General features: G+C 40.1%; 28 protein-coding genes and 1 pseudogene. 23 read left to right on the top strand and 6 right to left on the bottom strand.

Features of this window, described 5'->3' with window-relative positions; genetic code table 11:
• The first annotated feature begins 198 nt into the window (after window positions 1-198).
• The 7 genes from B0185_RS04365 to tldD all read left to right on the top strand — a co-directional run bounded on the left by B0185_RS04365 (window position 199) and on the right by tldD (window position 6,755).
• Window positions 199-804, top strand: a complete 606-nt coding sequence (locus B0185_RS04365) for a septal ring lytic transglycosylase RlpA family protein (protein ID WP_005706421.1) — start codon at window positions 199-201, stop codon at window positions 802-804.
• Between the two features lie 107 nt (window positions 805-911).
• Entirely contained in the window at window positions 912-2,090 is a 1,179-nt protein-coding gene (locus tag B0185_RS04360; RefSeq protein ID WP_005706411.1) for a D-alanyl-D-alanine carboxypeptidase family protein, read from the top strand.
• 113 nt (window positions 2,091-2,203) lie between these two features.
• Window positions 2,204-2,500 carry a DUF493 family protein YbeD gene (gene ybeD / locus B0185_RS04355; protein ID WP_005706430.1) on the top strand — a complete coding sequence of 99 codons (297 nt, stop codon included), beginning with the start codon at window positions 2,204-2,206 and terminating at the stop codon, window positions 2,498-2,500.
• Between the two features lie 92 nt (window positions 2,501-2,592).
• Window positions 2,593-3,267 (top strand): lipoyl(octanoyl) transferase LipB, encoded by a 675-nt coding sequence (gene lipB / locus B0185_RS04350; RefSeq protein WP_005706448.1) that lies wholly within the window; start codon window positions 2,593-2,595, stop codon window positions 3,265-3,267.
• Window positions 3,267-4,256, top strand: coding sequence for a lipoyl synthase (gene lipA, locus B0185_RS04345; RefSeq protein WP_005706441.1), 990 nt, complete (start codon window positions 3,267-3,269; stop codon window positions 4,254-4,256). The genes lipB and lipA overlap by 1 nt, the downstream gene beginning before the upstream one ends.
• A gap of 51 nt (window positions 4,257-4,307) precedes the next feature.
• A complete protein-coding gene (locus B0185_RS04340) occupies window positions 4,308-5,150 on the top strand; it encodes a PhzF family phenazine biosynthesis protein (RefSeq protein WP_005706457.1) in 843 nt (280 codons plus the stop codon).
• Between the two features lie 144 nt (window positions 5,151-5,294).
• Window positions 5,295-6,755 (top strand): metalloprotease TldD, encoded by a 1,461-nt coding sequence (tldD, locus tag B0185_RS04335; RefSeq protein WP_005706449.1) that lies wholly within the window; start codon window positions 5,295-5,297, stop codon window positions 6,753-6,755.
• A gap of 61 nt (window positions 6,756-6,816) precedes the next feature.
• On the opposite strand, the gene B0185_RS04330 is transcribed toward tldD, so the two are convergent.
• The gene (locus B0185_RS04330) at window positions 6,817-7,149 is read right to left on the bottom strand and encodes a branched-chain amino acid transporter permease (RefSeq protein WP_005706390.1); all 333 of its coding nucleotides are present in this window, start codon (window positions 7,147-7,149) and stop codon (window positions 6,817-6,819) included.
• Window positions 7,146-7,898 (bottom strand): azaleucine resistance protein AzlC, encoded by a 753-nt coding sequence (gene azlC / locus B0185_RS04325; RefSeq protein WP_005706455.1) that lies wholly within the window; start codon window positions 7,896-7,898, stop codon window positions 7,146-7,148. The genes B0185_RS04330 and azlC overlap by 4 nt, the downstream gene beginning before the upstream one ends.
• Before the next feature lie 137 nt (window positions 7,899-8,035).
• On the opposite strand from azlC, the gene prmA reads away from it, so the two are divergent.
• Window positions 8,036-8,917 (top strand): 50S ribosomal protein L11 methyltransferase, encoded by an 882-nt coding sequence (gene prmA, locus B0185_RS04320; protein ID WP_005706451.1) that lies wholly within the window; start codon window positions 8,036-8,038, stop codon window positions 8,915-8,917.
• Window positions 8,918-8,971: 54 nt separating this feature from the next.
• Here the strand turns inward: prmA and B0185_RS04315 are convergent, their stop codons facing one another.
• The 3 genes from B0185_RS04315 to ulaR all read right to left on the bottom strand — a co-directional run bounded on the left by B0185_RS04315 (window position 8,972) and on the right by ulaR (window position 12,191).
• Window positions 8,972-9,940, bottom strand: a complete 969-nt coding sequence (locus B0185_RS04315) for a hypothetical protein (protein ID WP_039863215.1) — start codon at window positions 9,938-9,940, stop codon at window positions 8,972-8,974.
• 217 nt (window positions 9,941-10,157) lie between these two features.
• Window positions 10,158-11,012 carry a DMT family transporter gene (locus B0185_RS04310; RefSeq protein WP_005706422.1) on the bottom strand — a complete coding sequence of 285 codons (855 nt, stop codon included), beginning with the start codon at window positions 11,010-11,012 and terminating at the stop codon, window positions 10,158-10,160.
• Window positions 11,013-11,444: 432 nt separating this feature from the next.
• The gene (gene ulaR / locus B0185_RS04305) at window positions 11,445-12,191 is read right to left on the bottom strand and encodes an HTH-type transcriptional regulator UlaR (protein WP_005706386.1); all 747 of its coding nucleotides are present in this window, start codon (window positions 12,189-12,191) and stop codon (window positions 11,445-11,447) included.
• A 760-nt stretch (window positions 12,192-12,951) separates the two neighbouring features.
• Between ulaR and B0185_RS04300 the strand changes: the two genes are divergently transcribed.
• The 3 genes and pseudogenes from B0185_RS04300 to B0185_RS04285 form a co-directional block, all read left to right on the top strand.
• Window positions 12,952-14,736, top strand: coding sequence for a PTS ascorbate-specific subunit IIBC (locus B0185_RS04300; protein WP_005706444.1), 1,785 nt, complete (start codon window positions 12,952-12,954; stop codon window positions 14,734-14,736).
• Window positions 14,737-14,814: 78 nt separating this feature from the next.
• Window positions 14,815-15,282: a PTS sugar transporter subunit IIA gene (locus tag B0185_RS04295; RefSeq protein WP_005706397.1), complete on the top strand. Its 468-nt coding sequence runs from the start codon at window positions 14,815-14,817 to the stop codon at window positions 15,280-15,282.
• A 564-nt stretch (window positions 15,283-15,846) separates the two neighbouring features.
• Window positions 15,847-16,132 (top strand): annotated as a pseudogene (locus tag B0185_RS04285) (transposase); the annotation flags it as partial.
• Window positions 16,133-16,194: 62 nt separating this feature from the next.
• Here the strand turns inward: B0185_RS04285 and B0185_RS04280 are convergent.
• Entirely contained in the window at window positions 16,195-16,845 is a 651-nt protein-coding gene (locus B0185_RS04280) for a TfoX/Sxy family DNA transformation protein (RefSeq protein ID WP_005706412.1), read from the bottom strand.
• Window positions 16,846-17,331: 486 nt separating this feature from the next.
• Here B0185_RS04280 and rpsJ point away from each other — a divergent pair, with 486 nt between their 5' ends.
• From rpsJ to B0185_RS04220, 12 genes are all read left to right on the top strand, one after another.
• On the top strand, window positions 17,332-17,643 hold the full coding sequence (rpsJ, locus tag B0185_RS04275) for a 30S ribosomal protein S10 (protein ID WP_001181005.1): 312 nt from the start codon (window positions 17,332-17,334) through the stop codon (window positions 17,641-17,643).
• A 25-nt stretch (window positions 17,644-17,668) separates the two neighbouring features.
• A complete protein-coding gene (gene rplC, locus B0185_RS04270) occupies window positions 17,669-18,295 on the top strand; it encodes a 50S ribosomal protein L3 (protein WP_005706393.1) in 627 nt (208 codons plus the stop codon).
• A gap of 15 nt (window positions 18,296-18,310) precedes the next feature.
• Window positions 18,311-18,913 (top strand): 50S ribosomal protein L4, encoded by a 603-nt coding sequence (gene rplD, locus B0185_RS04265; RefSeq protein WP_005706452.1) that lies wholly within the window; start codon window positions 18,311-18,313, stop codon window positions 18,911-18,913.
• Window positions 18,910-19,215, top strand: a complete 306-nt coding sequence (rplW, locus tag B0185_RS04260; RefSeq protein WP_005706434.1) for a 50S ribosomal protein L23 — start codon at window positions 18,910-18,912, stop codon at window positions 19,213-19,215. The genes rplD and rplW overlap by 4 nt, the downstream gene beginning before the upstream one ends.
• Window positions 19,216-19,234: 19 nt before the next feature.
• On the top strand, window positions 19,235-20,056 hold the full coding sequence (rplB, locus tag B0185_RS04255) for a 50S ribosomal protein L2 (RefSeq protein ID WP_005706404.1): 822 nt from the start codon (window positions 19,235-19,237) through the stop codon (window positions 20,054-20,056).
• A gap of 27 nt (window positions 20,057-20,083) precedes the next feature.
• The gene (gene rpsS, locus B0185_RS04250; RefSeq protein ID WP_005539416.1) at window positions 20,084-20,359 is read left to right on the top strand and encodes a 30S ribosomal protein S19; all 276 of its coding nucleotides are present in this window, start codon (window positions 20,084-20,086) and stop codon (window positions 20,357-20,359) included.
• A 10-nt stretch (window positions 20,360-20,369) separates the two neighbouring features.
• Window positions 20,370-20,702 (top strand): 50S ribosomal protein L22, encoded by a 333-nt coding sequence (gene rplV / locus B0185_RS04245; RefSeq protein WP_005706427.1) that lies wholly within the window; start codon window positions 20,370-20,372, stop codon window positions 20,700-20,702.
• 17 nt (window positions 20,703-20,719) lie between these two features.
• Entirely contained in the window at window positions 20,720-21,427 is a 708-nt protein-coding gene (gene rpsC / locus B0185_RS04240) for a 30S ribosomal protein S3 (protein WP_005706400.1), read from the top strand.
• Window positions 21,428-21,440: 13 nt separating this feature from the next.
• A complete protein-coding gene (gene rplP, locus B0185_RS04235; RefSeq protein ID WP_005706445.1) occupies window positions 21,441-21,851 on the top strand; it encodes a 50S ribosomal protein L16 in 411 nt (136 codons plus the stop codon).
• Window positions 21,851-22,042: a 50S ribosomal protein L29 gene (rpmC, locus tag B0185_RS04230; protein WP_005706394.1), complete on the top strand. Its 192-nt coding sequence runs from the start codon at window positions 21,851-21,853 to the stop codon at window positions 22,040-22,042. Before rplP ends, rpmC begins: the two co-directional genes overlap by 1 nt.
• Window positions 22,042-22,296: a 30S ribosomal protein S17 gene (gene rpsQ / locus B0185_RS04225; protein WP_005706413.1), complete on the top strand. Its 255-nt coding sequence runs from the start codon at window positions 22,042-22,044 to the stop codon at window positions 22,294-22,296. The genes rpmC and rpsQ overlap by 1 nt, the downstream gene beginning before the upstream one ends.
• Window positions 22,297-22,435: 139 nt before the next feature.
• The gene (locus B0185_RS04220; RefSeq protein WP_005706425.1) at window positions 22,436-22,771 is read left to right on the top strand and encodes a hypothetical protein; all 336 of its coding nucleotides are present in this window, start codon (window positions 22,436-22,438) and stop codon (window positions 22,769-22,771) included.
• Window positions 22,772-22,800 lie beyond the last annotated feature (29 nt).

Below are 22,800 nucleotides of genomic sequence, written 5' to 3'. Positions count from 1 at the left end.
GCTTAGGCTTTTGTTTTTGAATAAATTTAATCAAACATTAAACTTTTGCTTTTTTGCGGTATCAAAAAGCATAGACAAGGTCAGTTATCGATTAGATTAACAGTCACTATTTTTTCAATAAAGGATGATTTATTGAGAAAATGGGCAATACAAACATCGTTACAAACGAAACGATATCAAAATGAGGAATACATACTTATGCGATTAAGTAAAATTGTAACCCTGTTGTTAGCTGGATTCTTCACATTCGGAACATTGAATTCTGTTGCAGCAACTAAACACGCAAAAACGGCGATTGTGTCAAAACAGACAAAGGCACAAACTCCAAAGAAAACGCTAAAAGACGCTTCAAAAGCGAAATTTATAAAAGCTGAAGCGAAAAAACAATCTAAAGCGGCAAGACAAGCGGTAAAATCCGCTAAGAAACATGCAAAGAAGCCCCTTTCTTTGACAGAAAAATATAAGAATACACCACGTAAGCATTTGCAATCTGGTGTGGCAAGTTACTATGCGGATAAATTTAACGGACGCCGTACAGCAAATGGCGAACGTTTTGATAACACAGCGATGACAGCTGCTCATCCGTCTTTACCTTTTGGCACATTGATTGAAGTGACCAATATGCGTAACGGCAAGAAAGTGGTTGTTCGGGTGAATGATCGTGGTCCTTATACTCACGCTCGAGTGTTAGATTTATCGAGAAATGCAGCACGCCAATTAGGTATGCATAACACCGGCACAGCCAAAGTGAAAGTTGCTGTGTTAGACAAAAACAAACGATTAGAATTAGCAGAAAAGAGTTAATTTTACTCAGTTTGTTTCAATCCATTATAAAAAGGGGTTGTTGAGAATTCAACAAGCCCTTGATGAGTTTATAGAGATTCTCAACCCAACGTTATCGGACACTTTATATGAAAAAAAGATTATTAAAACTTGCTGGCCTTTCTGCCTTAATCCTTTCTTCAACTGCTTTGGCGGATGCTACCACGGATTTTGGTATTACTGCACCGCAATTGAATGCTCAAACTTATATTTTAATGGATTACAACTCTGGTGCGGTATTAGCGAGTCTTAATCCCGATCAACGTCAATATCCTGCCTCGCTAACTAAAATGATGACCGCTTATGTTGTGGGAGAAGCGATCAAACAAGGTAAAGTACACAATAGTGATGTTTACACCGTGAATGAAAATTCGTGGGCACAAAAATTCCCAGGCTCATCATTGATGTTCTTAGACTTGAATAAACAAGTGACTGTAGGCGAGTTAATGAAAGGCTTAATCATCGTTTCAGGTAACGATGCAGCAGTGGCTTTAGCAGAGCATACCTCAGGATCGCAAGCTTCTTTCATTGATGAAATGAATAAGCATGCTCAACGTTTCGGCTTACAAAATACGCATTTTACCACCGTGCACGGTTTAGATGACCCAAATCAATACTCTTCTGCACGCGATATGGCAATTATCGGCACTCACGTAATCCGTGAACAGCCAGAAGAGTACAAAATTTATGCAGAAAAAGAGTTCCAATATAACGTGAAAAAACCACAGCCAAACCGCAATGGTTTATTGTGGGATAAAACCATGAACGTGGATGGAATGAAAACAGGGCATACCGATAAAGCAGGCTATAACTTGGTAGCGTCAGCGACCAATTCAAATACGCGTTTGATTTCTGTGGTAATGGGCGTGCCGACTTATAAAGGCCGTGAAGTGGAAAGCAAAAAATTACTTCAATGGGGGTTTGCGAACTTTGAAACGGTGAAATCTCTACCAGCAGGTAAGGCGGTAAAAGAAGAGAGCGTGTACTACGGTGATGTAAACAAGGTACAATTAGGTTCTGTGCAAGATAGTTTTATCACGATTCCAAAAGGCAAAGCGGGCGAGCTTAAAGCACGTTATGAATTAGACAATAAAGGCTTAGAAGCCCCACTAACGCAAGGTCAAGTCGTCGGCAAAGTGATTTACCAATTAGATGGCAAAGATATTGCTTCAACACCACTTCAAACCTTACAAGCCGTGGGCGAAGCGGGTATTTTGGGGCGTGCGTGGGACTGGGTAATACTCACTGTGAAAAGTTTGTTTAACTAATCGGCTCTTGCAACTGAAAATTTAGCCCTTATATAGGCACGCAACAAGCGGTAGGATTTTTGCAAAAGTTTGCCAAAATCTTACCGCTTCATATATTAAAGAGAGGAAAGAATATGACAAATAAAACTGTAAACTTACAAGATTTACCCCAAGCGAAATTAAAAGACTTACTTGAATTTCCGTGTGATTTCACTTTCAAAGTGGTAGGCACGCATCGCGATGGTTTAGTGGATGATGTAGTCGCTGTGACTCAAAGTCACGTAAAAGGTGATTATACACCTCGTGAACAACGTAGCAGCAAAGGCACTTATAATTCGATTTCGATTGATATTGTGGCTGAACACATCGGTCAAGTAGAAACCCTTTATGAAGAACTTGCGAAAATTGAAGGCGTAAGAATGGTACTTTAATGAATTTCTTTTATTGCGGAGAATAAATCTCGTGAGATTTCCCTCTCCCATAAGGGGAGGGAAATTAATATTTTCATCTCAAAATCCCCACTATGAACACAAAACTGATTATTCGCCAATTGGGCGTGCAACCTTATGAAAAAATCTGGCATAAAATGCAAGATTTCACCGACAACCGCACCGAAGAAACTCAAGATGAAATATGGTTAGTGCAACACCCCAGCGTTTTTACACAAGGCTCAGCGGGCAAGCCTGAGCACTTAATCCATCAAACTAATATCCCCGTAGTGCAATCGGATCGCGGCGGGCAGATTACCTATCACGGAATTGGGCAGCAAGTGATGTATGTACTGATCGACATCAAACGCCTAAAAGCTCAGGGGCATGACGTTTCTGTACGTGATTTAGTTACTGCACTTGAACAATGTGTGGTGAAAACCTTGGCAGATTATGGCGTGGAAAGCTACCCAAAACCAGATGCACCAGGGGTTTATGTGGAAGGGCGAAAAATTTGCTCATTAGGACTTCGTATTCGTAAAGGTTGTTCGTTCCATGGGCTAGCGCTTAATATCAATATGGATTTATCACCGTTTCGCAATATCAACCCGTGCGGTTATGCGGGGCTTGAAATGTGCCAATTAAGCGAATTGAATAATCAGAACGATTTAACCTGTGAGGATGTCTCCCCAAAATTGGTCGCCCACTTTGCCGCGATTTTAGGCTATAATGTGCAACAATTTATTAACAACGAGGAAAACGAATTCTAATGACAACGGCAACGAATACGCCTGCGAAACTCGCACCGTTCAAAATGGAACGAGGCGTGAAATATCGTGATGCAGCGAAAACCTCTGTTATCCAAGTTCGCAATATCGACCCAGATCAAGAGTTACTCAAAAAACCGAGCTGGATGAAAATTAAACTGCCAGTAAGTTCGGCAAAAATCGACAGTATTAAAAACGGGATGCGTCGCCACGGCTTACACTCAGTGTGTGAAGAAGCTTCTTGCCCTAACTTGCACGAATGCTTCAACCACGGTACAGCAACCTTTATGATTATGGGGGCAATCTGTACTCGTCGCTGCCCATTCTGTGATGTAGCACACGGAAAACCACTTCCGCTTGACCCAGATGAACCGCGTAAAGTGGCTGAAACGGTGCAAGATATGAGACTCAAATATGTGGTAATTACTTCGGTAGACCGAGACGACTTGCCAGACCGCGGTGCAGCCCACTTTGCGGCAACCGTGCGTGAAATCAAGGCGTTAAATCCAGAGTGTAAAGTGGAAATTCTCGTGCCAGACTTCCGTGGACGTGTTGAACAAGCGGTCGCAATTTTGAAACAAAATCCCCCTGATGTGTTTAACCACAATTTGGAAAATGTGCCACGCTTATACCGCGAGGTTCGTCCTGGGGCGGATTATCACTGGTCGCTCGAATTGCTTAAAATCTTTAAAGAAGAGTTCCCAGATATTCCAACTAAATCGGGCTTAATGGTCGGTTTAGGCGAAACTAACGAAGAGATTTTGGAAGTGATGCGTGATTTACGTGCTCAAGGTGTAACGATGCTCACCGTTGGGCAGTATCTTCAACCAAGTCGCCACCATTTAAAAGTTGAACGCTACGTGCCACCTGAAGAGTTCGATATGTTCCGTGCTGAAGCCGAAAAAATGGGCTTTGAACACGCTGCTTGCGGACCATTCGTGCGTTCATCTTACCACGCTGATCTGCAAGCTAAAGGTGAGATAGTGAAATAAATTTTAAGATGCTACATGGATTTGTAGCATCTTTTCTTTTTAGGAGAGAAAATGTCTCGTCAATATGCATTTAAATTGGTTAATGTCTTTGCTGAAGAATATTTTGGCGGTAATCCACTTGCTGTTTTTCCTGATGCGGAAGGCTTAACTGAACAAGAGATGCAACAAATTGCGAAGCAGTTTAATTTAAGTGAAACCGTCTTTGTGCTCCCATCAAAAAGTGTTGTAGCGGATCTGCGTATTTTCACCCCTTATTATGAACTCCCTTTAGCAGGGCATCCGACAATTGGTGCTGCTTGTGTTCTTCAAAAATTACGCAATTTGCCTGAGCAATTCTCTTTAAACACTAAAGCGAAAACCATAGCGATTCAAGCTAAAAATCAGCGTGCAGAAATGGCTATTCGCGGTTTTGACATCAAAACGAGCTCAGCCAGCCTACAAGAATTGGCTGAGATTACAGGACTTGGCACACAGGAAATTGCATCTCAAGCTTATTGGTTAAACAGTGGTTCTCCACATTTGTTTTTACAACTTTTGAATAAAAATGCACTTGCTGAGGTTCAAATAAATGTCAAATTACTTGATCAGCTTTGCCATCGGGAGCAGCAACGTTCAGTAATGTACCTTTGGTATGAAGAGAATGAAACTGTCTATTCTCGATTATTTTATACAGATAATGGTACGGTAATGGAAGATAGCGGTACGGGTTCTGCCTGTGCGAATTTAGGTGCGTATTATCTTTCTTTAAATCAATATCCATTACAACGTCAGATTTTTCAAGGCGATTATATGGGTAGACCGAACCGACTTTATTTAAAACTCGATCAGCAGCAGACTATTTATGTTGGCGGGCAAGTTATTGAAGTGGGAGAGGGACAATTTTCTCTGCCGTAACCTTTAAATAAATACCTTGCTTCCATATGAAGTAAGGCGTTTTTTCTTGTTGAGAGTAATTATTCTCCTCAGAAATCCCCCCATCAAGCGGTTGAATTTATGCTAAAATTCGCAAAATTTTTTCCATTTTAATTCGGAATTTCTATGTTAAAACAAGTCTCAGAAAGCCTACTCGCTCCAAGTGGCGTGGAGCTTTCACACCTTTCTCAAGTATTAGATCACTTCTCTAGCCGTCAAATTGACTATGCGGATCTCTATTTCCAACTCAGTCAAGATGAAAGTTGGGCGTTGGAAGATTCCATCATCAAAGAAGGTGGCTTTTATATCGACCGCGGCTTTGGCGTGCGTGCCGTGTCGGGTGAGAAAACGGGCTTTGCCTATGCTGACCAAATCGGCTTAAGCCAGCTCAATCAATGTGCTGAAGCGGCACGTTCTATCAGCAGCGAAAGCGGTCAATTATTGGTAAAAAATTTCAAAGAAACGACCGCTTACCAGCGTTATGCAGCAATCAATCCGCTTGAAACTTTAAGCCGTGAGCAGAAAGTAGACTTACTGCACTTAGTGGATAAAGTGGCTCGTGCCGAAGATCCTCGAGTGGTGCAAGTGAATGCGAATGTATCGGCGATTTATGAAGAGATGTTAGTCGCTGCAACTGATGGCATGTTAGCGGCAGATATTCGCCCGCTGGTGCGTTTGTCTGTGTCGGTATTGGTAGAGGAAAATGGTAAGCGTGAACGTGGCTCATCAGGTATGGGCGGTCGCTATGGCTTAAATTTCTTCTTAGAGCCACACATCATCAATGGCGAAATGGTTGGCTACAACCGTGCGGAATATTTAGCGAAAGAAGCGGTACGAATGGCGTTAGTGAACCTGGGTGCAATGCCTGCTCCTGCGGGCACAATGCCGATTGTACTCGGTGCGGGTTGGCCAGGAATTTTACTCCACGAAGCGGTTGGACACGGACTGGAAGGCGATTTTAACCGTAAAGAATCTTCATTGTTTACAGGCAAAATTGGTGAGTTAGTGACTTCACCGCTTTGTACCATTGTCGATGACGGTACAATCCAGAATGCCCGCGGTTCAATGACGGTTGATGATGAAGGCGTGCCTTCTCAACGTAATGTGTTGATCGAAAACGGCATCTTGAAAGGCTATTTGCAAGATAAGCTCAATGCCCGCTTAATGGGCGTGGCGCCAACAGGCAACGGCAGACGTGAATCTTATGCTCACTTGCCAATGCCACGAATGACGAATACTTACCTGACCGAAGGCAACCATGAATTTGACGAGATGATCGAATCGGTAGAATACGGCATCTACGCCCCGCATTTTAGCGGCGGACAAGTGGACATTACCTCGGGCAAATTTGTGTTCTCCACCGCAGAAGCCTACTTAATTGAGAAAGGTAAAATCACTAAACCTGTAACAGGTGCAACTTTAATCGGCAGCGGGATTGATGCGATGCAACAAGTTTCAATGGTCGGCAAAAAAATGGAAATCGACCCAGGTATCGGTACTTGTGGCAAAGAAGGGCAAAGCGTGCCAGTGGGTGTCGGACAACCAACAGTGAAATTGGATAAGATTACCGTGGGGGGAAGAGGGTAGAATGTTTGTATGCCTAGGGCTTTCTCACCCTAGGTTATGCATATGTCCCTGTAGGACACATTTATGCAACAAACACTTGTTGTACCAGCACCATATAAAACAGCGTGCCGACGGAAATGGAGAGAAACATATTCTTCTTCCAGAAGTGTAACACCAATACTAATGCTCCTGCGATAAAATCGGGCAAGCCACGGTGTCCTGCAAAAATATCAATGTTTTTGTAGCAGTAAATCACCAACATTCCAAACATTGCAGCAGGCAGCACTTTGCCGAGGTAGCGGATATATTCGGGAATTGGGCGGTTGGCAGGGAAGATCCAAAACGGTACCAAGCGGGTGATTTGCACCGCTAAAACGCAAAGTCCGATGGTAATGATGTGTTCGGTAACAGTCATTTGCTTTCCTCCAATTTTACCGTTTCAAGTTTTCTTGCTAGTTGCGGGCGACGTAGGGTTAAAATTACCCAAATACCAATCAATGTTGGGATTAAGAAATGTTCTTTCCCAACCACAATCAGCGATACAAACGCGATACCTAAGCCGAGCAACGAGCTTTCGTGCGATTTTTCTTTCAGCCAATTTTCCGCAAAAATGACTAAGAATAGAGCGGTCATCGCAAATTCTACGCCTGCTAAATTTACAGGCAACATGCCTCCGAATAGGTTACCGAGTGTTGCACCAATCACCCAATATAAATGCAAGTAGAAAGTCACGAAGAACATATACCAGCCTTTGTCGATGCCTGCGGGGATTTGCGCCATATAGTTGAGTGAGAAGGATTCATCGACCAGCCCGCTAATCAAATACCACCGTTTTTTGCCAAGATGTGCACCGTATTTTTCCAGCATTGAGATGGCGTAGAAAATCTGGCGACCGCTCACCATCAAAGCAATTAGAAATACGCTTAACGGCGAAAAGGGGGCGACTAACGCACCTGCGGCGATAAATTCGACCGAGCCTGCGTAGATGAGGAGTGCCATCAGCATAGGATATAACACACCAAAGCCGATTGCTTTCATATAAACCCCGTAGGCGATACCTAAAAAGAGAAAACCTGCGATCATCGGTGCACTATAAGGTAATGCTGCTTTCGCGGCTGTTTTGATGCGTTCGCCACGAGAAAGTTCAAGAGTTGTAGATTGCATAAGATTTTTTGGAGTGAAAATGAAGTGAAATATGATACACGAAAATGGTTTTGGGTGTAATGTGTTCGTATCGTTTAGGCAGAAAGTCCATTATAATATTGCAAAATTATCCGAAATTCTTAACAAAGGAACACAAAATGGCGTGGGTACAAATTCGTTTAAATAGTACAGATAAACAAGCTGAGCAAATCAGCGATTTTTTAACCGAAATTGGGGCGGTGTCGGTCACCTTTATGGATAGTCAAGATACCCCGATTTTTGAACCGCTTCCAGGCGAAACACGCTTGTGGGGGAATACCGATGTGGTTGGTTTATTCGATGCGGAAACCGATATGAGTGTGATTGTCGAGGCGTTGATTATCAGCCGTTTGGTCGCACCAGATTTTGCACATAAAATCGAGCAAATTGAAGATAAAGATTGGGAGCGTGAATGGATGGATAACTTCCACCCAATGCAGTTCGGCAAACGCTTGTGGATCTGCCCAAGCTGGCGTGAAGTGCCAGATCCGAATGCGGTGAACGTGATGTTAGACCCAGGTTTGGCGTTCGGTACAGGCACGCACCCAACCACAGCACTCTGCTTGCAATGGCTAGATAGCTTAGATTTAACGGGTAAAACGGTGATTGATTTCGGCTGTGGTTCGGGCATTCTCGCCATTGCTGCACTGAAATTGGGGGCGAAACGTGCGATTGGTATCGACATCGACCCGCAAGCGATTTTGGCTTCGACCAATAATGCTGAAGCGAATGGCGTGGCAGATCGTTTGGAGTTATTTTTAGCGAAAGATCAACCAAAAGATTTACAAGCGGATGTGGTAGTAGCGAACATTTTGGCGGGGCCACTGAAGGAGTTAGCACCGAATATCATCACATTGGTGAAACCGCAAGGAGATTTAGGTTTATCGGGTATTTTAGCCACGCAAGCCGAATCGGTTTGCGAAGTGTATGCTCATGATTCCAATCTCGATCCTGTGGTGGAAAAAGAAGAGTGGTGCCGCATTACGGGTGTAAAGAAATAATAAAATCGGCGGTGAAATTTGCATTTTATTTTGCTAATTTCACCGCTTGCTGTTTTAAAACACAGCTTCCAAACGCATAAACCCGTTGAAATGGTGCCCCCGATTATTATCTTTATCATTATAAAGACTAATTTCAGGCTGAATAAAGAGCCATTTTCTTAAAATTGGTTGACGATAGGTAACAAAAGGCCCCCAAGTATTAAATTTTGAGCGGTCTTTATCGAATCGCCCACCAGTAAATATGCCATAACTAAGGGTTTTAAAACCAGAAAAAGTATGTTGACGGTAAAGGCTATTGCCCCAGCCCGTTTCTTCTTCCTTATTATGTGTATATTGCAAGAAAGTATGGTTCATAATAAAGGTGCTGTCGCTATCAATATAACGGTTTTCTAAGTTAGTTCGTAAATAATGGCGACTACGTGAACCATAACGGTAAATTTGTTCGAGACGCGTGCTGAAATTTTCTGTCCATTCCTGTTTTTTGCTGATTCGCAAACGTCCAAATATATCTCCCATTGAGCGTAAACCCACATCGAAATCTGTTTTCACACCAAATTCTTTTGCGGCATTTGACCAACGCAAAGCCATTGATGCGTTGTCATTTCTGGTTTGGCGGGCATTATAGTTGCGATTCCGTTCTAAATTTTCGTAGTTTTTTCCAACACGGTTTTTATCGCGGGATTGGTTCTCAATATCCTCGTCCCCGAAGACGACGCTCAAATGTTTTTTCAATACAGGTAATTTAATTTTACCGCGTACACGAGGTTTGTAAGTAAAGTGGCTGTAGCGATTCCATTCCATATCCATCATTACGCGTAAGCTTGCTGAGGCGGGTTTGTTCTGGTCAGTTTCGCCTAACCAATCGTTAATATTATTGGACCAACTGTGAAGCGATTGTTTAACTGTTTTATGTTGTTGATCTGCCCAAGTGTTTTCGGTTTCTTCTGCATTACTTTGTTCGGCATAGGCGGAAAGGCTTATAGTTGCAATAAAGGCTGGGATTAGGTAGCGGGATCTGTTCATTGTGAATCTCTTTGATTGGTTGGAATATGAGAGATAATAATCCAAAACAGAGAGGGGTTCAAAAGGATTAAAAGAAAAAGCGGTCTGATATGCAAAAACTTTTGCAAAATCGACCGCTTGTGATGATTGAATGATTGCCCGTAATACGCATTCGCACCGTATGAGCAATTCAGGTTGCATTAAGTTGATTTGCGGAAGGTTTCCACCACCGTTTCCATTAATTTTTCTTAGGTAGAACTAAACATACAGCAGCAGATAAAATCACTAATGCAACGCCAACCCAAGATGTGATAGATAAGCTATCATTTAGTAAAATAATCGAAAACAAAACACCAAAAACAGGCTCTAATGCGAGAAATATTCCGCTTTTATTTGTTTCTGTTTCCGATAATCCTTTATTCCAAGCCCAGTTTGCAAATAAACTACAGCCTATACCTAAATAAAGTAATGCTATTATTGAAGAGTATGAGAAATTGATATTCCAGTCTTTTACTAATAACAACATAAAAGGTAAACCGATTAACGTTCCTAATTGCAACGATAATGCGGTATAAACTTTAGGATTTAAATTACCTAATACGGATTTTGATAATCTTAGCCATAATGCAACAACAATTGTTGACGCTAGAACTAATAAGCAACCAATTAATGAAATTTCTTCGTTATCAGATAATCCAACTAATAAAAATACGCCAATAAATGCAATTGTTCCTAATAACCAAATGGTTAAAGAGGCTTTTTCTTTAAAAAAGAGCTGACCGACTAAGATAACCATCAGTGGTTCTATACCGATCATAGTGGCTGCACTTGAAGCTGATGTATATTGCAAACCAATAAACTGCAATAAGAATGTGGCTGGATAAGTCAAAAATCCTAATAAAGCGATTCTTCGCCAATTTACTTCGGATTTACTATTTTCTTTTATGAATCTCAAAGTAATAGGGAATAAAATAACCCCTGCAATAATCAATCTAAATAAAACAACTAATGCAGGATCTAATGTTTCATAGGCAAATTTTCCTGCAATAAAAGATGTTCCCCATAAGAATGAAGCAAGTAGGAGATAAAACATATTATTTGCCCTCTTTATTTTTTAAAATGAGTAATTTTCTTTATAGTTAAAATGAATAACTTTTGAATGATTATACATTTTAAATTCTACTCTATTAGTCAAAAATTTGTTCTGATAAATTCTTTAATGGTATCTAAAGATGCTACATCACTGGTGAAAAGTGACTTGTAAAATAGGAATGATTGGAGAAGTTCCAGTACTTAAAACAACATTTCTAGCATAAAACTTTTTTGAAGTTCCTTCATTATCAAGATGATAAACAACCGACTGCAAGTATTGCTCAAATTCCCATCTCTTTGTGAATTTAAAACCTGCAATCGTATATTCCTCTAATCACAGGTTAAACAAAAATTTAACCTCTTTTTAACTATATCAACACTAATATTTTAAACAAATCAGATCAGTATAATTTATAATAGAAAAGCCTATTTTTTAGACTAACACCACTTCCAGCCCTTTCTCTCTCAAGGCTTGAATAAGCGTTGGATCAGCCTCTCTGCCTGTAATCAATACATCAATTTCGTTTAGCTTGCTAAATAACATTCCGACTTGTTTGCCCAATTTGGTGCTATCGACCAATGCAATAAATTTGTGTGCCTTACGGACAAGGGATTGTTCGGAGTTGGCTAAAATCATATCGGTTTTATATAAGCCTTCTGGGGTAAAGCCTTTTCCGCTAGTGAACATCACATCCGCAAAATAGTTATTTTCGTGCTGATTGTTTAAGGATAATGTGACTCGTTCATTGCAGTTATATTGCCCGCCCATAATTACTAAATTCTCGTGATTGTGCTCAATTAAGTAGTTTGCAAGCGGTAGAAAATTGGTGATGATTTGCAAATGTTTGCCGCAGAGTTGGTTGCCCAGTAGTTGTATTGTTGAACCTGCGGTTAAAATTACGCTTGCACTGTCATAACAGAATTTGCTTGCCGCTTCAGCAATACGCTGTTTTTCGCTGACATTATTGATTGGGCTAGAAAAATATCGCCCTGTGTTTGATTCAATCGCCTCCACCCCGTTACGAACTTTATGCAATTTACCTTGTTCGTGCAGTTTGTTTATGTCACGACGTGCTGTAGCGGGGGAAATTTCAAGTAAATCAATAATCTCGTTGGTAGATAGCATCTTTTTTTCTTCCAGTAACGAAAGTAATTGTTTGTGTCTATATGTTTCGTTCATTGGCAATCCTTTTGTTGTGGTGTTTAATCAATGAATGTAACTTTATTTTTACCTATACTTTCCTCTCTCCGTTTACGGAAAGAATGAATTGAGGTAAGGAATGTTTTTACAATATTGATTTAAACTGAATATTTAGTGCTTGTTAGAAGCTATCATTGAAACCGTGTGGGTGGTGATTTTACCGTGTTTAGTAAATAGGATTGAAAGAATCTAACTTTCGTAAGTGATTTTATTAACGTTAGCCATAGTGTGCTTATCTTTGTATTCAATTACGGAAAATTCAATCATTTTAAATCATAAATAGTCAAAAAATTTTGTAAAATGCTTTTTGTTGATTTTGTGATCTAATTCTCATTTTTAATATATTCAGACGAAACAAGATTCTATCTGCTTGGACTTGAAAAAAAGGAGGGTTCGTTATATATTGAGAAATGAAAGGGTGGTAGAGCTTGCCCCACTACCTTTAATTTTAGATAAGTTTATCAGGTTCATGTCTCAGATTGACTTAATAATTATCTTATTATAAAAGCCATAGTTTATTGAACATTGTGACTTTTTATTTTCTTCATTTGCAAAAAATCTCTTATATCTTACCGCTTGAAAAATAAAATGTGTCCAACCCTAAAAATAATCAAAAATAATCTTTATTTATCAACACAAGGTGGTTGTTATGCAGCCATTACATCTATTTTGCTGAATGATATTCTTACTCAACAGTGTCTTTTTGACGTAATTTGATTTTAAAATAAAAGGTTCTCTTATGGAAATGTTCAGTGATATTCTGGTTTTTTTAAAAGATCAGGTGTTAAATAAAGCACCTTTCTTACTTGGTATTGTTGCCTGCTTGGGCTACATTCTACTTAAAAAAGATGCCACCACTATTATTAAAGGTACCATCAAAACCATTGTAGGTTTTATGCTTGTGCAAGCAGGTTCAGGCTTCTTGGTCACCAACTTCAAACCGGTGATTGAAGGTTTATCGAAATTCCACCACTTAACTGGTGCGGTGATTGACCCATATACCAGTATGCAAGCGACCATTCAAACCATGGCAGATAACTATGCCTGGGTGAGTTATGCAGTAATCGGTGCATTGTTGCTTAACATCTTATTAGTGGTGTTCAGAAAATTCACTGGTATCCGTACCATTATGCTCACAGGCCACATTATGTTCCAACAAGCGGGCTTGGTCGCGGTATTCTATATGATCATCGGTGCATCAATGTGGGAAACGGTGATTTACACTTCGGTGTTAATGGCACTCTATTGGGGCATCTCTTCTAACATTATGTATAAAGCTACGCAAGCTGTAACAGACGGAGCAGGTTTCTCTATCGGTCACCAACAACAAATTGCCTCTTGGATTGCCACTAAACTTGCACCAAAACTCGGTGACAAAAACGACTCTGTGGACCATATGAAATTACCGAAATGGTTACATATCTTCCACGACAGCATCTCTGCAACGGCACTCGTGATGACCATCTTCTTCGGTATCATTCTTTTCTCATTCGGTTTAGACAACCTGCAACAAATGGCGGGCAAAACTCACTGGTCTATGAACATTCTTGAAATGGGCTTGAAATTCGCCGTAGCAATTCAAATCATTGTAACGGGTGTGCGTATGTTCGTGGCGGAATTGTCTGAAGCTTTCAAAGGTATCTCTGAACGCTTAATTCCAAACTCAGTCCTTGCGATTGACTGTGCGGCAATTTACGCCTTCTCACCAAATGCGATGGTATTCGGCTTTATGTGGGGTGCAATTGGTCAATTCGTTGCCGTTGGCGTATTACTTGGTTTTAGCTCACCAATCTTAATTATCCCAGGCTTTATCCCAATGTTCTTCTCAAACGCTACCATCGGCGTGTTCGCAAACCAATTCGGTGGCTGGAAAGCAGTAATGAAAATCTGTTTCGTGATGGGTATGATTGAAGTGTTCGGCTCTGCGTGGGTAATCCAAATGCTTGCCAGCCAAGGCACCACTTTCAACGGCTGGATGGGTATGGCTGACTGGGCGTTATTCTTCCCACCAATCCTACAAGGTATCATCAGCGTACCAGGTTTCTTCTTCGTGATTGTTGCCCTTGCGTTAGTTTATATGTTCTTTGCCTCACGCCAATTACGTGCTGAAGAAGCAGAAGCGAAAGCCAAAGGCTTAACCCTTGAACAATTAGACGGCTACGGCTTAGACCAAGCACAAGCAAAAACAGAACAAGCGGTCGAAAAAGTGGAAACTTCTGCAAATATTGATGCAAAACCTGTGCACATTCTTGCAGTGTGCGGTTCAGGGCAAGGCTCATCAATGATGATGAAAATGAAAATTAAACAATACCTTGATAAACGAGGCATTCCAAACGTAATGGACTCTTGCGCAGTTACCGACCACAAGGGTAAAGTATCAGGCGTGGACATCATCGTTTGCTCAAAACACTTACAAGATGAAATCGTCCAAGAAGGTCGCGTCTCTGTGCTAGGCGTACAAAATATGCTTAACCCGAACACCTTCGGCGAAGAACTCTTGACGTTGATTAAAAAATATCAATAAATCCTACGGCGTCCTGTAGGGACGCATTTATGCGTAACCTAGGGCGAAAGCCCTAGGATTAAACAAAAAGGACACTCTATGTTAAAAGAATCCCTCATTGAAAATCACTCCATCGCCCTCAACCAAACTGCTGCTTCTTGGCAAGAAGCCATCAAAATCGGCACAGACTTACTCGTTAAAGCGGGTACTATCGAACCTCGCTACTACGACCACATCATCAGTAACATCGAAAAAATGGGGCCTTACATTATCCTCGCCCCAGGTTTAGCCATGCCACACGCTCGTCCAGAAGAAGGTGTTATCAAAACTTCTTTTGCGTTAGTTACTCTTGCAGAGCCAGTGACCTTTGAAGGCGAAGATGAACCTGTGAGTGTATTCATTATCCTCGCAGGCAGCGATTCTGACCGTCATATGGAAGGCTTAATGGAAATCACCCAAGTACTAGACGACGAAGAGAGCGAAACTGGCGTGAACCTCGACAAAGTACTCGCCTGCAAAACTGCCGAAGATGTGTATGCGATGATTGATGTGGCATTGAATGCGTAAGGTATTTTCCCCTACGTTTATGGTGAGGGATGTCGCTCTACAACTGGGGAAAATTAAGGGGCATAATAGACAAAAGTGTTGGTTTTGATTATTAACTATAATCCTTACCAACTCTTTTGATTCAAAAATCCATTATAATTATTTAATTGACGCTTTAGATGTTTAAATAATCCTTCTAGCCTATTTGTTGTATTTTTGATATTTATTTCAGTATGCTTTTCAAAGGTAAATAAATAATTCATATCATATTTAAAACTTGCATATGCACCTCTTACATTCCTGTGCTTATAAAGGAAATACCCATTTTCATTCGCTTTATCACTCCGTTCTTTTAAGAAATCTTCATGTCTTTTAAACAAGCATGTAAACGAAGATAAAATTTATTTTTTGAACTTTTAACTAACGTTTTTACAATAATTTGGGGGGGATGTTCTAGCTAATGACTAAAAATCCTATTTAGGTTAGAATAAACCAATGAGAAAAAGTCGCTTAAGTCAGCATAAATAAAATAAACTCATTGAACTGTTTAGCGAAGGTGTCACAGCAAGAAAAGCCAGCGAATTGGTTATCAGAGAGAAAGTTAAGCCTGATAGCATATGTACACGGATACCTTCCGTAGTTATGATGTGCTTGATGTGAGTGAATTTAGCCATTTTCGCCTCAATCACACACGCATTTTGCTGAAAATCATAACCATGTAAATGGAATTGAGAATTTTTGGAATCAAGCAACACGCCATTTACGCAAGTTTAATGGCATTCCCAAAGAGCATTCTGAGCTATATTTAAAGGAATATGAATGGCGTTTTAACAACAATGAAATAAAATCTCAAATTTCCATTTTAAAATAATGAGTTAAGGGAGTTTGGTCTAGTTATTTAGTTCAACCCCAAAATAAATTAGCATGCTCTATTTATTCTTCGTCAGGAATATAAAATTTATGGCGAAGTCCTGCATCATACATTGCTTTGTTTGCTTCTCTAAGTAATTCTATTCTTTCTTCAGGCGTAATATGATAAATAGATTTTTGATGAATGGCTCCATGTAATTTGAATAACATTAAATCTGAGCCGTCAGAGCCTTGTTTAACTAATTTGACAAAAGTATTGATATAGCCATTTTGTTGGAATTGTTCTACATTGTTGATATTTATTTTCTTTAAAATTCTCTCCATTTTGAAATTCATATTTGTTAAAGATCGAATTTGGGTTTTTCGTTTCTCTTGTTCTTGCTTATATTGTTCAGATAATTCTTCCAAAATACTTCTTACCCAATGTGAAAAACGACTTTCATTCAGGGCTGTATGATAGGGAATAGCGAAAAAGTTTTTTGTGTTAAGACCTACTTCTGGATCTTGTAATACATATGTTTCTTCTAGCTGTTGAATCTCTGTTTTCGATTGGCGAGATGCCCGAATAAAAATAGTGTTATTTTTATATAGTGCAATCATAAAACCATTTGTATGAATGCCATAATAAGAAAAATGGGTTTTTAGCCTAATTTTTCCTGTAATAGGCTCAAAAAGTGCAGAGATTGGTTGTTCTACAGCGTGAATTGGAAGCATATTTTCTCCTAAAATATCAATAATTTTGTGAAATGAAAAAATCTTTTTAATAAATACCTGAGAATGTGTGATCGTTTCAACTACATTTTTTCAAAAATGTGAACTCGCTCGAAAATTTGAGAAAAATATTTTGAAATAACATAGAAATTTGAGGTGTTTCAAAATAGTCTAGTTTGTGATAAGAAATGCTAAAAAATTTTTGCCTAAAAAGCGGTTCAAAAAATTAGTAAATTTGCAGAAAAAAGAGTTGCCAAAATCAGATTTTATCTGTATCATACAGCCACTTTTCTCGTGTATCTTTGCGAGAAGACAGACGAGTTAAGTCGTTTGATGTAATCATTTATCAAATGGTGTTGCCAATTTGGCAGCATATATAATGTTCCTAATCTTGGAACTATAATTAGGTGTAACTGAGCTCCCTTACTCTTTTTAGATAAGTGGTAGTTTGGTTTTTTATTAGCTAAATTTTAATGGAGCTCTGGTCTAATGCAGAACCAAAGAATCCGTATCCGCTTAAAGGCGTTTGATCATCGTTTAATTGATCAATCAACAGCGGAGATCGTAGAAACAGCTAAACGTACTGGTGCACAAGTTCGTGGTCCAATTCCTTTACCAACTCGTAAAGAACGTTTCACGGTATTGATTTCTCCACACGTTAATAAAGATGCGCGTGACCAATATGAAATCCGTACTCATAAACGTTTAGTTGATATTGTTGAACCAACAGAAAAAACTGTTGATGCATTAATGCGTTTAGATCTAGCTGCTGGCGTTGATGTTCAGATTAGTCTAGGTTAATTGGGAATTTTAAGAGGTTATTACAATGATTGGTTTAATCGGTCGTAAAGTTGGTATGACCCGCGTTTTCACTGAAGACGGCGTGTCTATTCCAGTTACCGTTATCGAAATCGAAGCCAACCGTGTTACTCAAGTTAAAACCCTTGAAAACGATGGCTATTCTGCAATTCAAGTTACTACTGGTACTAAAAAAGCTAGTCGTGTAACTAAGCCAGAAGCAGGCCATTTCGTGAAAGCAGGTGTTGAAGCTGGTCGCGGTTTATGGGAATTTCGTACTGAAGGTGAAGAATTCACTTTAGGTCAAGAAATCAATGTTGACATCTTCACAGATGTTAAGAAAGTCGATGTTACTGGTACATCTAAAGGTAAAGGTTTCCAAGGTGGTGTTAAACGTTGGAACTTCCGTACTCAAGATGCTACACATGGTAACTCTTTATCACATCGTGTACTTGGTTCTATTGGTCAAAACCAAACTCCAGGTCGTGTGTTTAAAGGCAAAAAAATGGCTGGACACTTAGGTGCTGAGCGTGTAACTGTTCAATCACTTGAAGTTGTTCGTGTAGATGCTGAGCGTAAATTATTATTAGTTAAAGGTGCTGTTCCTGGTGCGACTAATAGTGATGTTATTGTTAAACCAGCAGTTAAAGCATAAGTCTAGGAGATAGAGATGGAATTACAAGTTGTTGGTGCAAACGCACTCACTGTTTCTGAAACTACCTTCGGACGTGAGTTTAACGAAGCGTTAATCCACCAAGTAGTTGTTGCTTATGCAGCAGGTGCTCGTCAAGGTTCACGTGCACAAAAAACTCGTGCTGAAGTGTCTGGTTCAGGCAAAAAACCTTGGCGTCAAAAAGGTACAGGTCGTGCACGTTCTGGTGACATCAAATCACCAATCTGGCGTTCTGGTGGTATCACATTCGCGGCGAAACCACAAGATCACAGCCAAAAAGTGAACAAAAAGATGTACCGTGGTGCAATCAAAAGCATTCTTTCTGAATTAGTTCGTCAAGATCGTTTAGTGGTTGTTGAGAAATTCGAAATCGATGCACCTAAAACTAAAGTTTTAGCACAAAAATTAAAAGAGATGGCGTTAACTGACGCTTTAATCATTACTGCAAATTTAGATGAAAATCTATTCTTAGCAGCACGTAACTTATACAAAGTAGATGTTCGTGATGTTCAAGCAATCGATCCAGTTAGCTTAATCGCTTTTGATAAAGTGGTTGTAACTGTTGATGCAGTAAAACAAATTGAGGAGATGCTAGCATGATTCAACAAGAACGTTTGCTAAAAGTGCTTAAAGCACCTCATATCTCTGAGAAAGCGACAAACAACGCTGAAAAAGGTAACACAATCGTATTTAAAGTTGCATTAGATGCTAATAAAGTAGAAATTGCAAATGCGGTTGAAGCACTTTTCGAAGTTAAAGTTGATTCTGTACGTACAGTGGTTGTTAAAGGTAAAACTAAACGTCACGGTGCAAAATCAGGTCGTCGTAGTGACTGGAAAAAAGCTTATGTAACTCTTCAAGAAGGTCAATCACTTGACTTCGTTGAAGGTGCGGCAGAGTAATTCGGAGGAATAGAAAACTATGGCTATCGTTAAATGTAAGCCGACCTCCGCTGGTCGTCGTCATGTAGTTAAAGTTGTTAATGCAGAACTTCACAAAGGGAAACCTTTCGCAGCACTTTTAGATACTAAATCTAAAACTGGTGGTCGTAATAACTTAGGTCGTATTACTACTCGCCACATCGGTGGTGGTCATAAACAACACTATCGTTTAGTTGATTTCAAACGTAACAAGTTAGAAATCCCTGCGGTAGTTGAGCGTTTAGAATACGATCCAAACCGTTCTGCTAACATCGCGTTAGTTCTTTATAAAGATGGTGAACGCCGTTATATCTTAGCACCAAAAGGTTTATCTGCTGGTGATACGATTCAAGCAGGTGCTTCAGCTCCGATTAAAGTAGGTAACGCATTACCTATGCGTAACATCCCAGTTGGTACAACTGTACACAATGTGGAATTAAAACCTGGTAAAGGTGGTCAAATTGCACGTTCTGCGGGTGCTAGCGTACAAATTATTGCACGTGAAGGTAACTATGTAACTTTACGTCTTCGTTCAGGTGAAATGCGTAAAGTATTAGCTGATTGTTTCGCAACAATCGGTGAAGTAGGTAACTCTGAGCATATGCTTCGCGTTCTTGGTAAAGCAGGTGCTAACCGCTGGAGAGGCGTACGCCCAACAGTTCGTGGTACTGCAATGAACCCAGTAGACCACCCACACGGTGGTGGTGAAGGTCGTAACTTTGGTAAACATCCAGTTACACCTTGGGGCGTTCAAACCAAAGGTAAGAAAACTCGTCACAACAAACGTACTGATAAATACATCGTACGTCGTCGTGGCAAATAATTTTATTCATTAAAAAGAGGATAACCCATGCCACGTTCTCTCAAGAAAGGTCCTTTCCTTGACCTACACTTGTTGAAGAAGGTAGAGAAGGCGGTGGAAAGCGGGGATAAAAAACCAATTAAAACTTGGTCCCGTCGTTCAATGATCATTCCATCAATGATTGGTTTGACCATCGCAGTCCATAATGGTCGTCAGCACGTTCCAGTTTATGTATCAGACGAAATGATCGGTCATAAACTTGGCGAATTTGCACCGACTCGTACATACCGCGGTCACGCCGCAGATAAGAAAGCTAAGAAATAAGAGGTAAAAGATGGAAACTATTGCTAAACATCGTTACGCTCGTACTTCTGCCCAAAAAGCTCGCTTAGTTGCTGATTTAATTCGCGGTAAAAAAGTTTCTGCAGCATTAGAAATCTTAACTTTCACTAACAAAAAAGCAGCGGCTTTAGTGAAGAAAGTATTAGAATCAGCTATCGCGAACGCAGAGCACAATGACGGTGCAGATGTAGACGATCTTAAAGTTGCTAAGATTTTCGTTGATGAAGGTCCAAGCATGAAACGTGTTATGCCACGTGCGAAAGGTCGTGCAGATCGTATTTTAAAACGTACTAGCCACATTACTGTGGTTGTATCAGATCGTTAATCAGTAGGAGAATAACAATGGGTCAGAAAGTACATCCTAATGGTATTCGCCTTGGTATTGTTAAACCTTGGAACTCTACTTGGTTCGCGAATACACAAGATTTCGCTGATAACTTAGACGGCGACTTCAAAGTACGTAAATTCTTAAATAAAGAGTTAGCGAATGCTTCAGTATCACGTATCACTATTGAACGTCCTGCGAAAAGTATTCGTGTAACTATCCATACAGCTCGTCCTGGTATCGTTATCGGTAAAAAAGGCGAAGATGTTGAAAAATTACGTAACGCAGTAGCGAAAATCGCAGGCGTTCCAGCACAAATCAACATCGCTGAAGTGAAAAAACCAGAGCTAGATGCGAAATTAGTAGCAGATAGCATCGCTTCTCAACTAGAACGTCGTGTTATGTTCCGTCGTGCAATGAAACGTGCAGTACAAAACGCAATGAAATTAGGTGCTAAAGGTATCAAAGTTGAAGTTAGCGGTCGTTTAGGTGGTGCAGAAATTGCTCGCTCAGAATGGTATCGTGAAGGTCGTGTACCTCTACATACTCTTCGTGCAGACATCGATTATAACACTGCAGAAGCTCACACAACTTACGGCGTAATTGGCGTTAAAGTGTGGATCTTCAAAGGTGAAATTCTTGGTGGTATGGCGGCAGTGATCGAATCTGAAAAAGAACCAGCGGCACAGCCTAAAAAGGCGCCACGTGGCAAAGGTCGTAAATAAGGAGAATCACTGAATGTTACAACCAAAACGCACAAAATTCCGTAAAGTACACAAAGGCCGTAACCGTGGTATCGCGGGCGGTACTGAAGTGAGCTTCGGTACATTCGGTTTAAAAGCAGTTGGTCGTGGTCGTTTAACAGCACGTCAAATTGAAGCAGCACGTCGTGCGATGACTCGTGCAGTTAAACGTCAAGGTAAAATCTGGATCCGTGTGTTCCCAGACAAACCAATTACTGAAAAACCATTAGAAGTCCGTATGGGTAAAGGTAAAGGTAACGTTGAGTACTGGGTAGCTTTAATCCAACCGGGTAAAGTATTATATGAAATGGATGGTGTTTCTGAAGAGATCGCACGTCAAGCATTTGCATTAGCGGCAGCGAAATTACCAATGAAAACCACATTTGTAACTAAGACGGTGATGTAATGAAAGCTCAAGAACTACGTAATAAAAATGTTGAAGAGCTGAATGCTGAGTTAGTAAACCTTTTAGGTGAACAATTCAAATTGCGTATGCAAGCAGCCACCGGTCAGCTTCAACAAACCCACCAGTTAAAACAAGTGCGTCGTAGTATTGCACAAGTTAAAACTGTATTAACCGAGAAGGCGGGTGAGTAATGACTGATAAAATTCGCACAGTACAAGGTAAAGTAGTAAGCGACAAAATGGACAAATCATTTGTTGTTGCGATTGAACGCACGGTAAAACACCCGTTATACGGTAAATTTATCCGTCGTACAACTAAATTACACGTACACGATGAAAACAACGAAGCTAAATTAGGTGATGTAGTTGAAATCAAGGAATGTCGTCCTGTTTCAAAAACAAAAGCACACACTTTAGTTCGTGTTGTTGAGAAAGCAGTAGCTTAATCAGCAAATCAATATTAAGCCCTCTAGCAGCAATGCTGGAGGGTTTTTTTATGCCTGATTTTCCAAAGAAGTATACTTCTTTTACTTGTTATTGACATAACAAGTAAAACATATTGATAAAACTTTGGAGAAACTAGTGATGAGAATTAAGACATTATCTATTGGTCTTGTGGCAATTTTACTTTCAGCTTGTGTTCATCGTATAGGCGGTTATACATTGATGAGCTCAAAAAATGTTAATTTGAATTCTGGTAAATTAGCAGTTACTCAAGAGAGAGCGAGAGGTGAGCATTCAGCCTATCCTTATGCTCGTTTTGATGAAGTGACAGATCGTGCTATTCAAACTAATAAATGTGCTGTTGCGTTGTCTGATGTTGCTGTGTATGTAAAACAAAATTTCTTTACTGTTTCAGCTATTGTTGAAGGGAACTTAGTGGTAGACCGTACATTACCTGGATGTGGTAATGCTCATTAAAATAATAAAGCGGTCATTTTCCCACGCAT

This window comes from Haemophilus parahaemolyticus, from assembly GCF_002015035.1.
GTDB classification, from domain to species: domain Bacteria; phylum Pseudomonadota; class Gammaproteobacteria; order Enterobacterales; family Pasteurellaceae; genus Haemophilus_A; species Haemophilus_A parahaemolyticus.
Note: the sequence above shows the minus strand (reverse complement) of the source record. Positions and strands in the feature narration are given on the sequence as shown.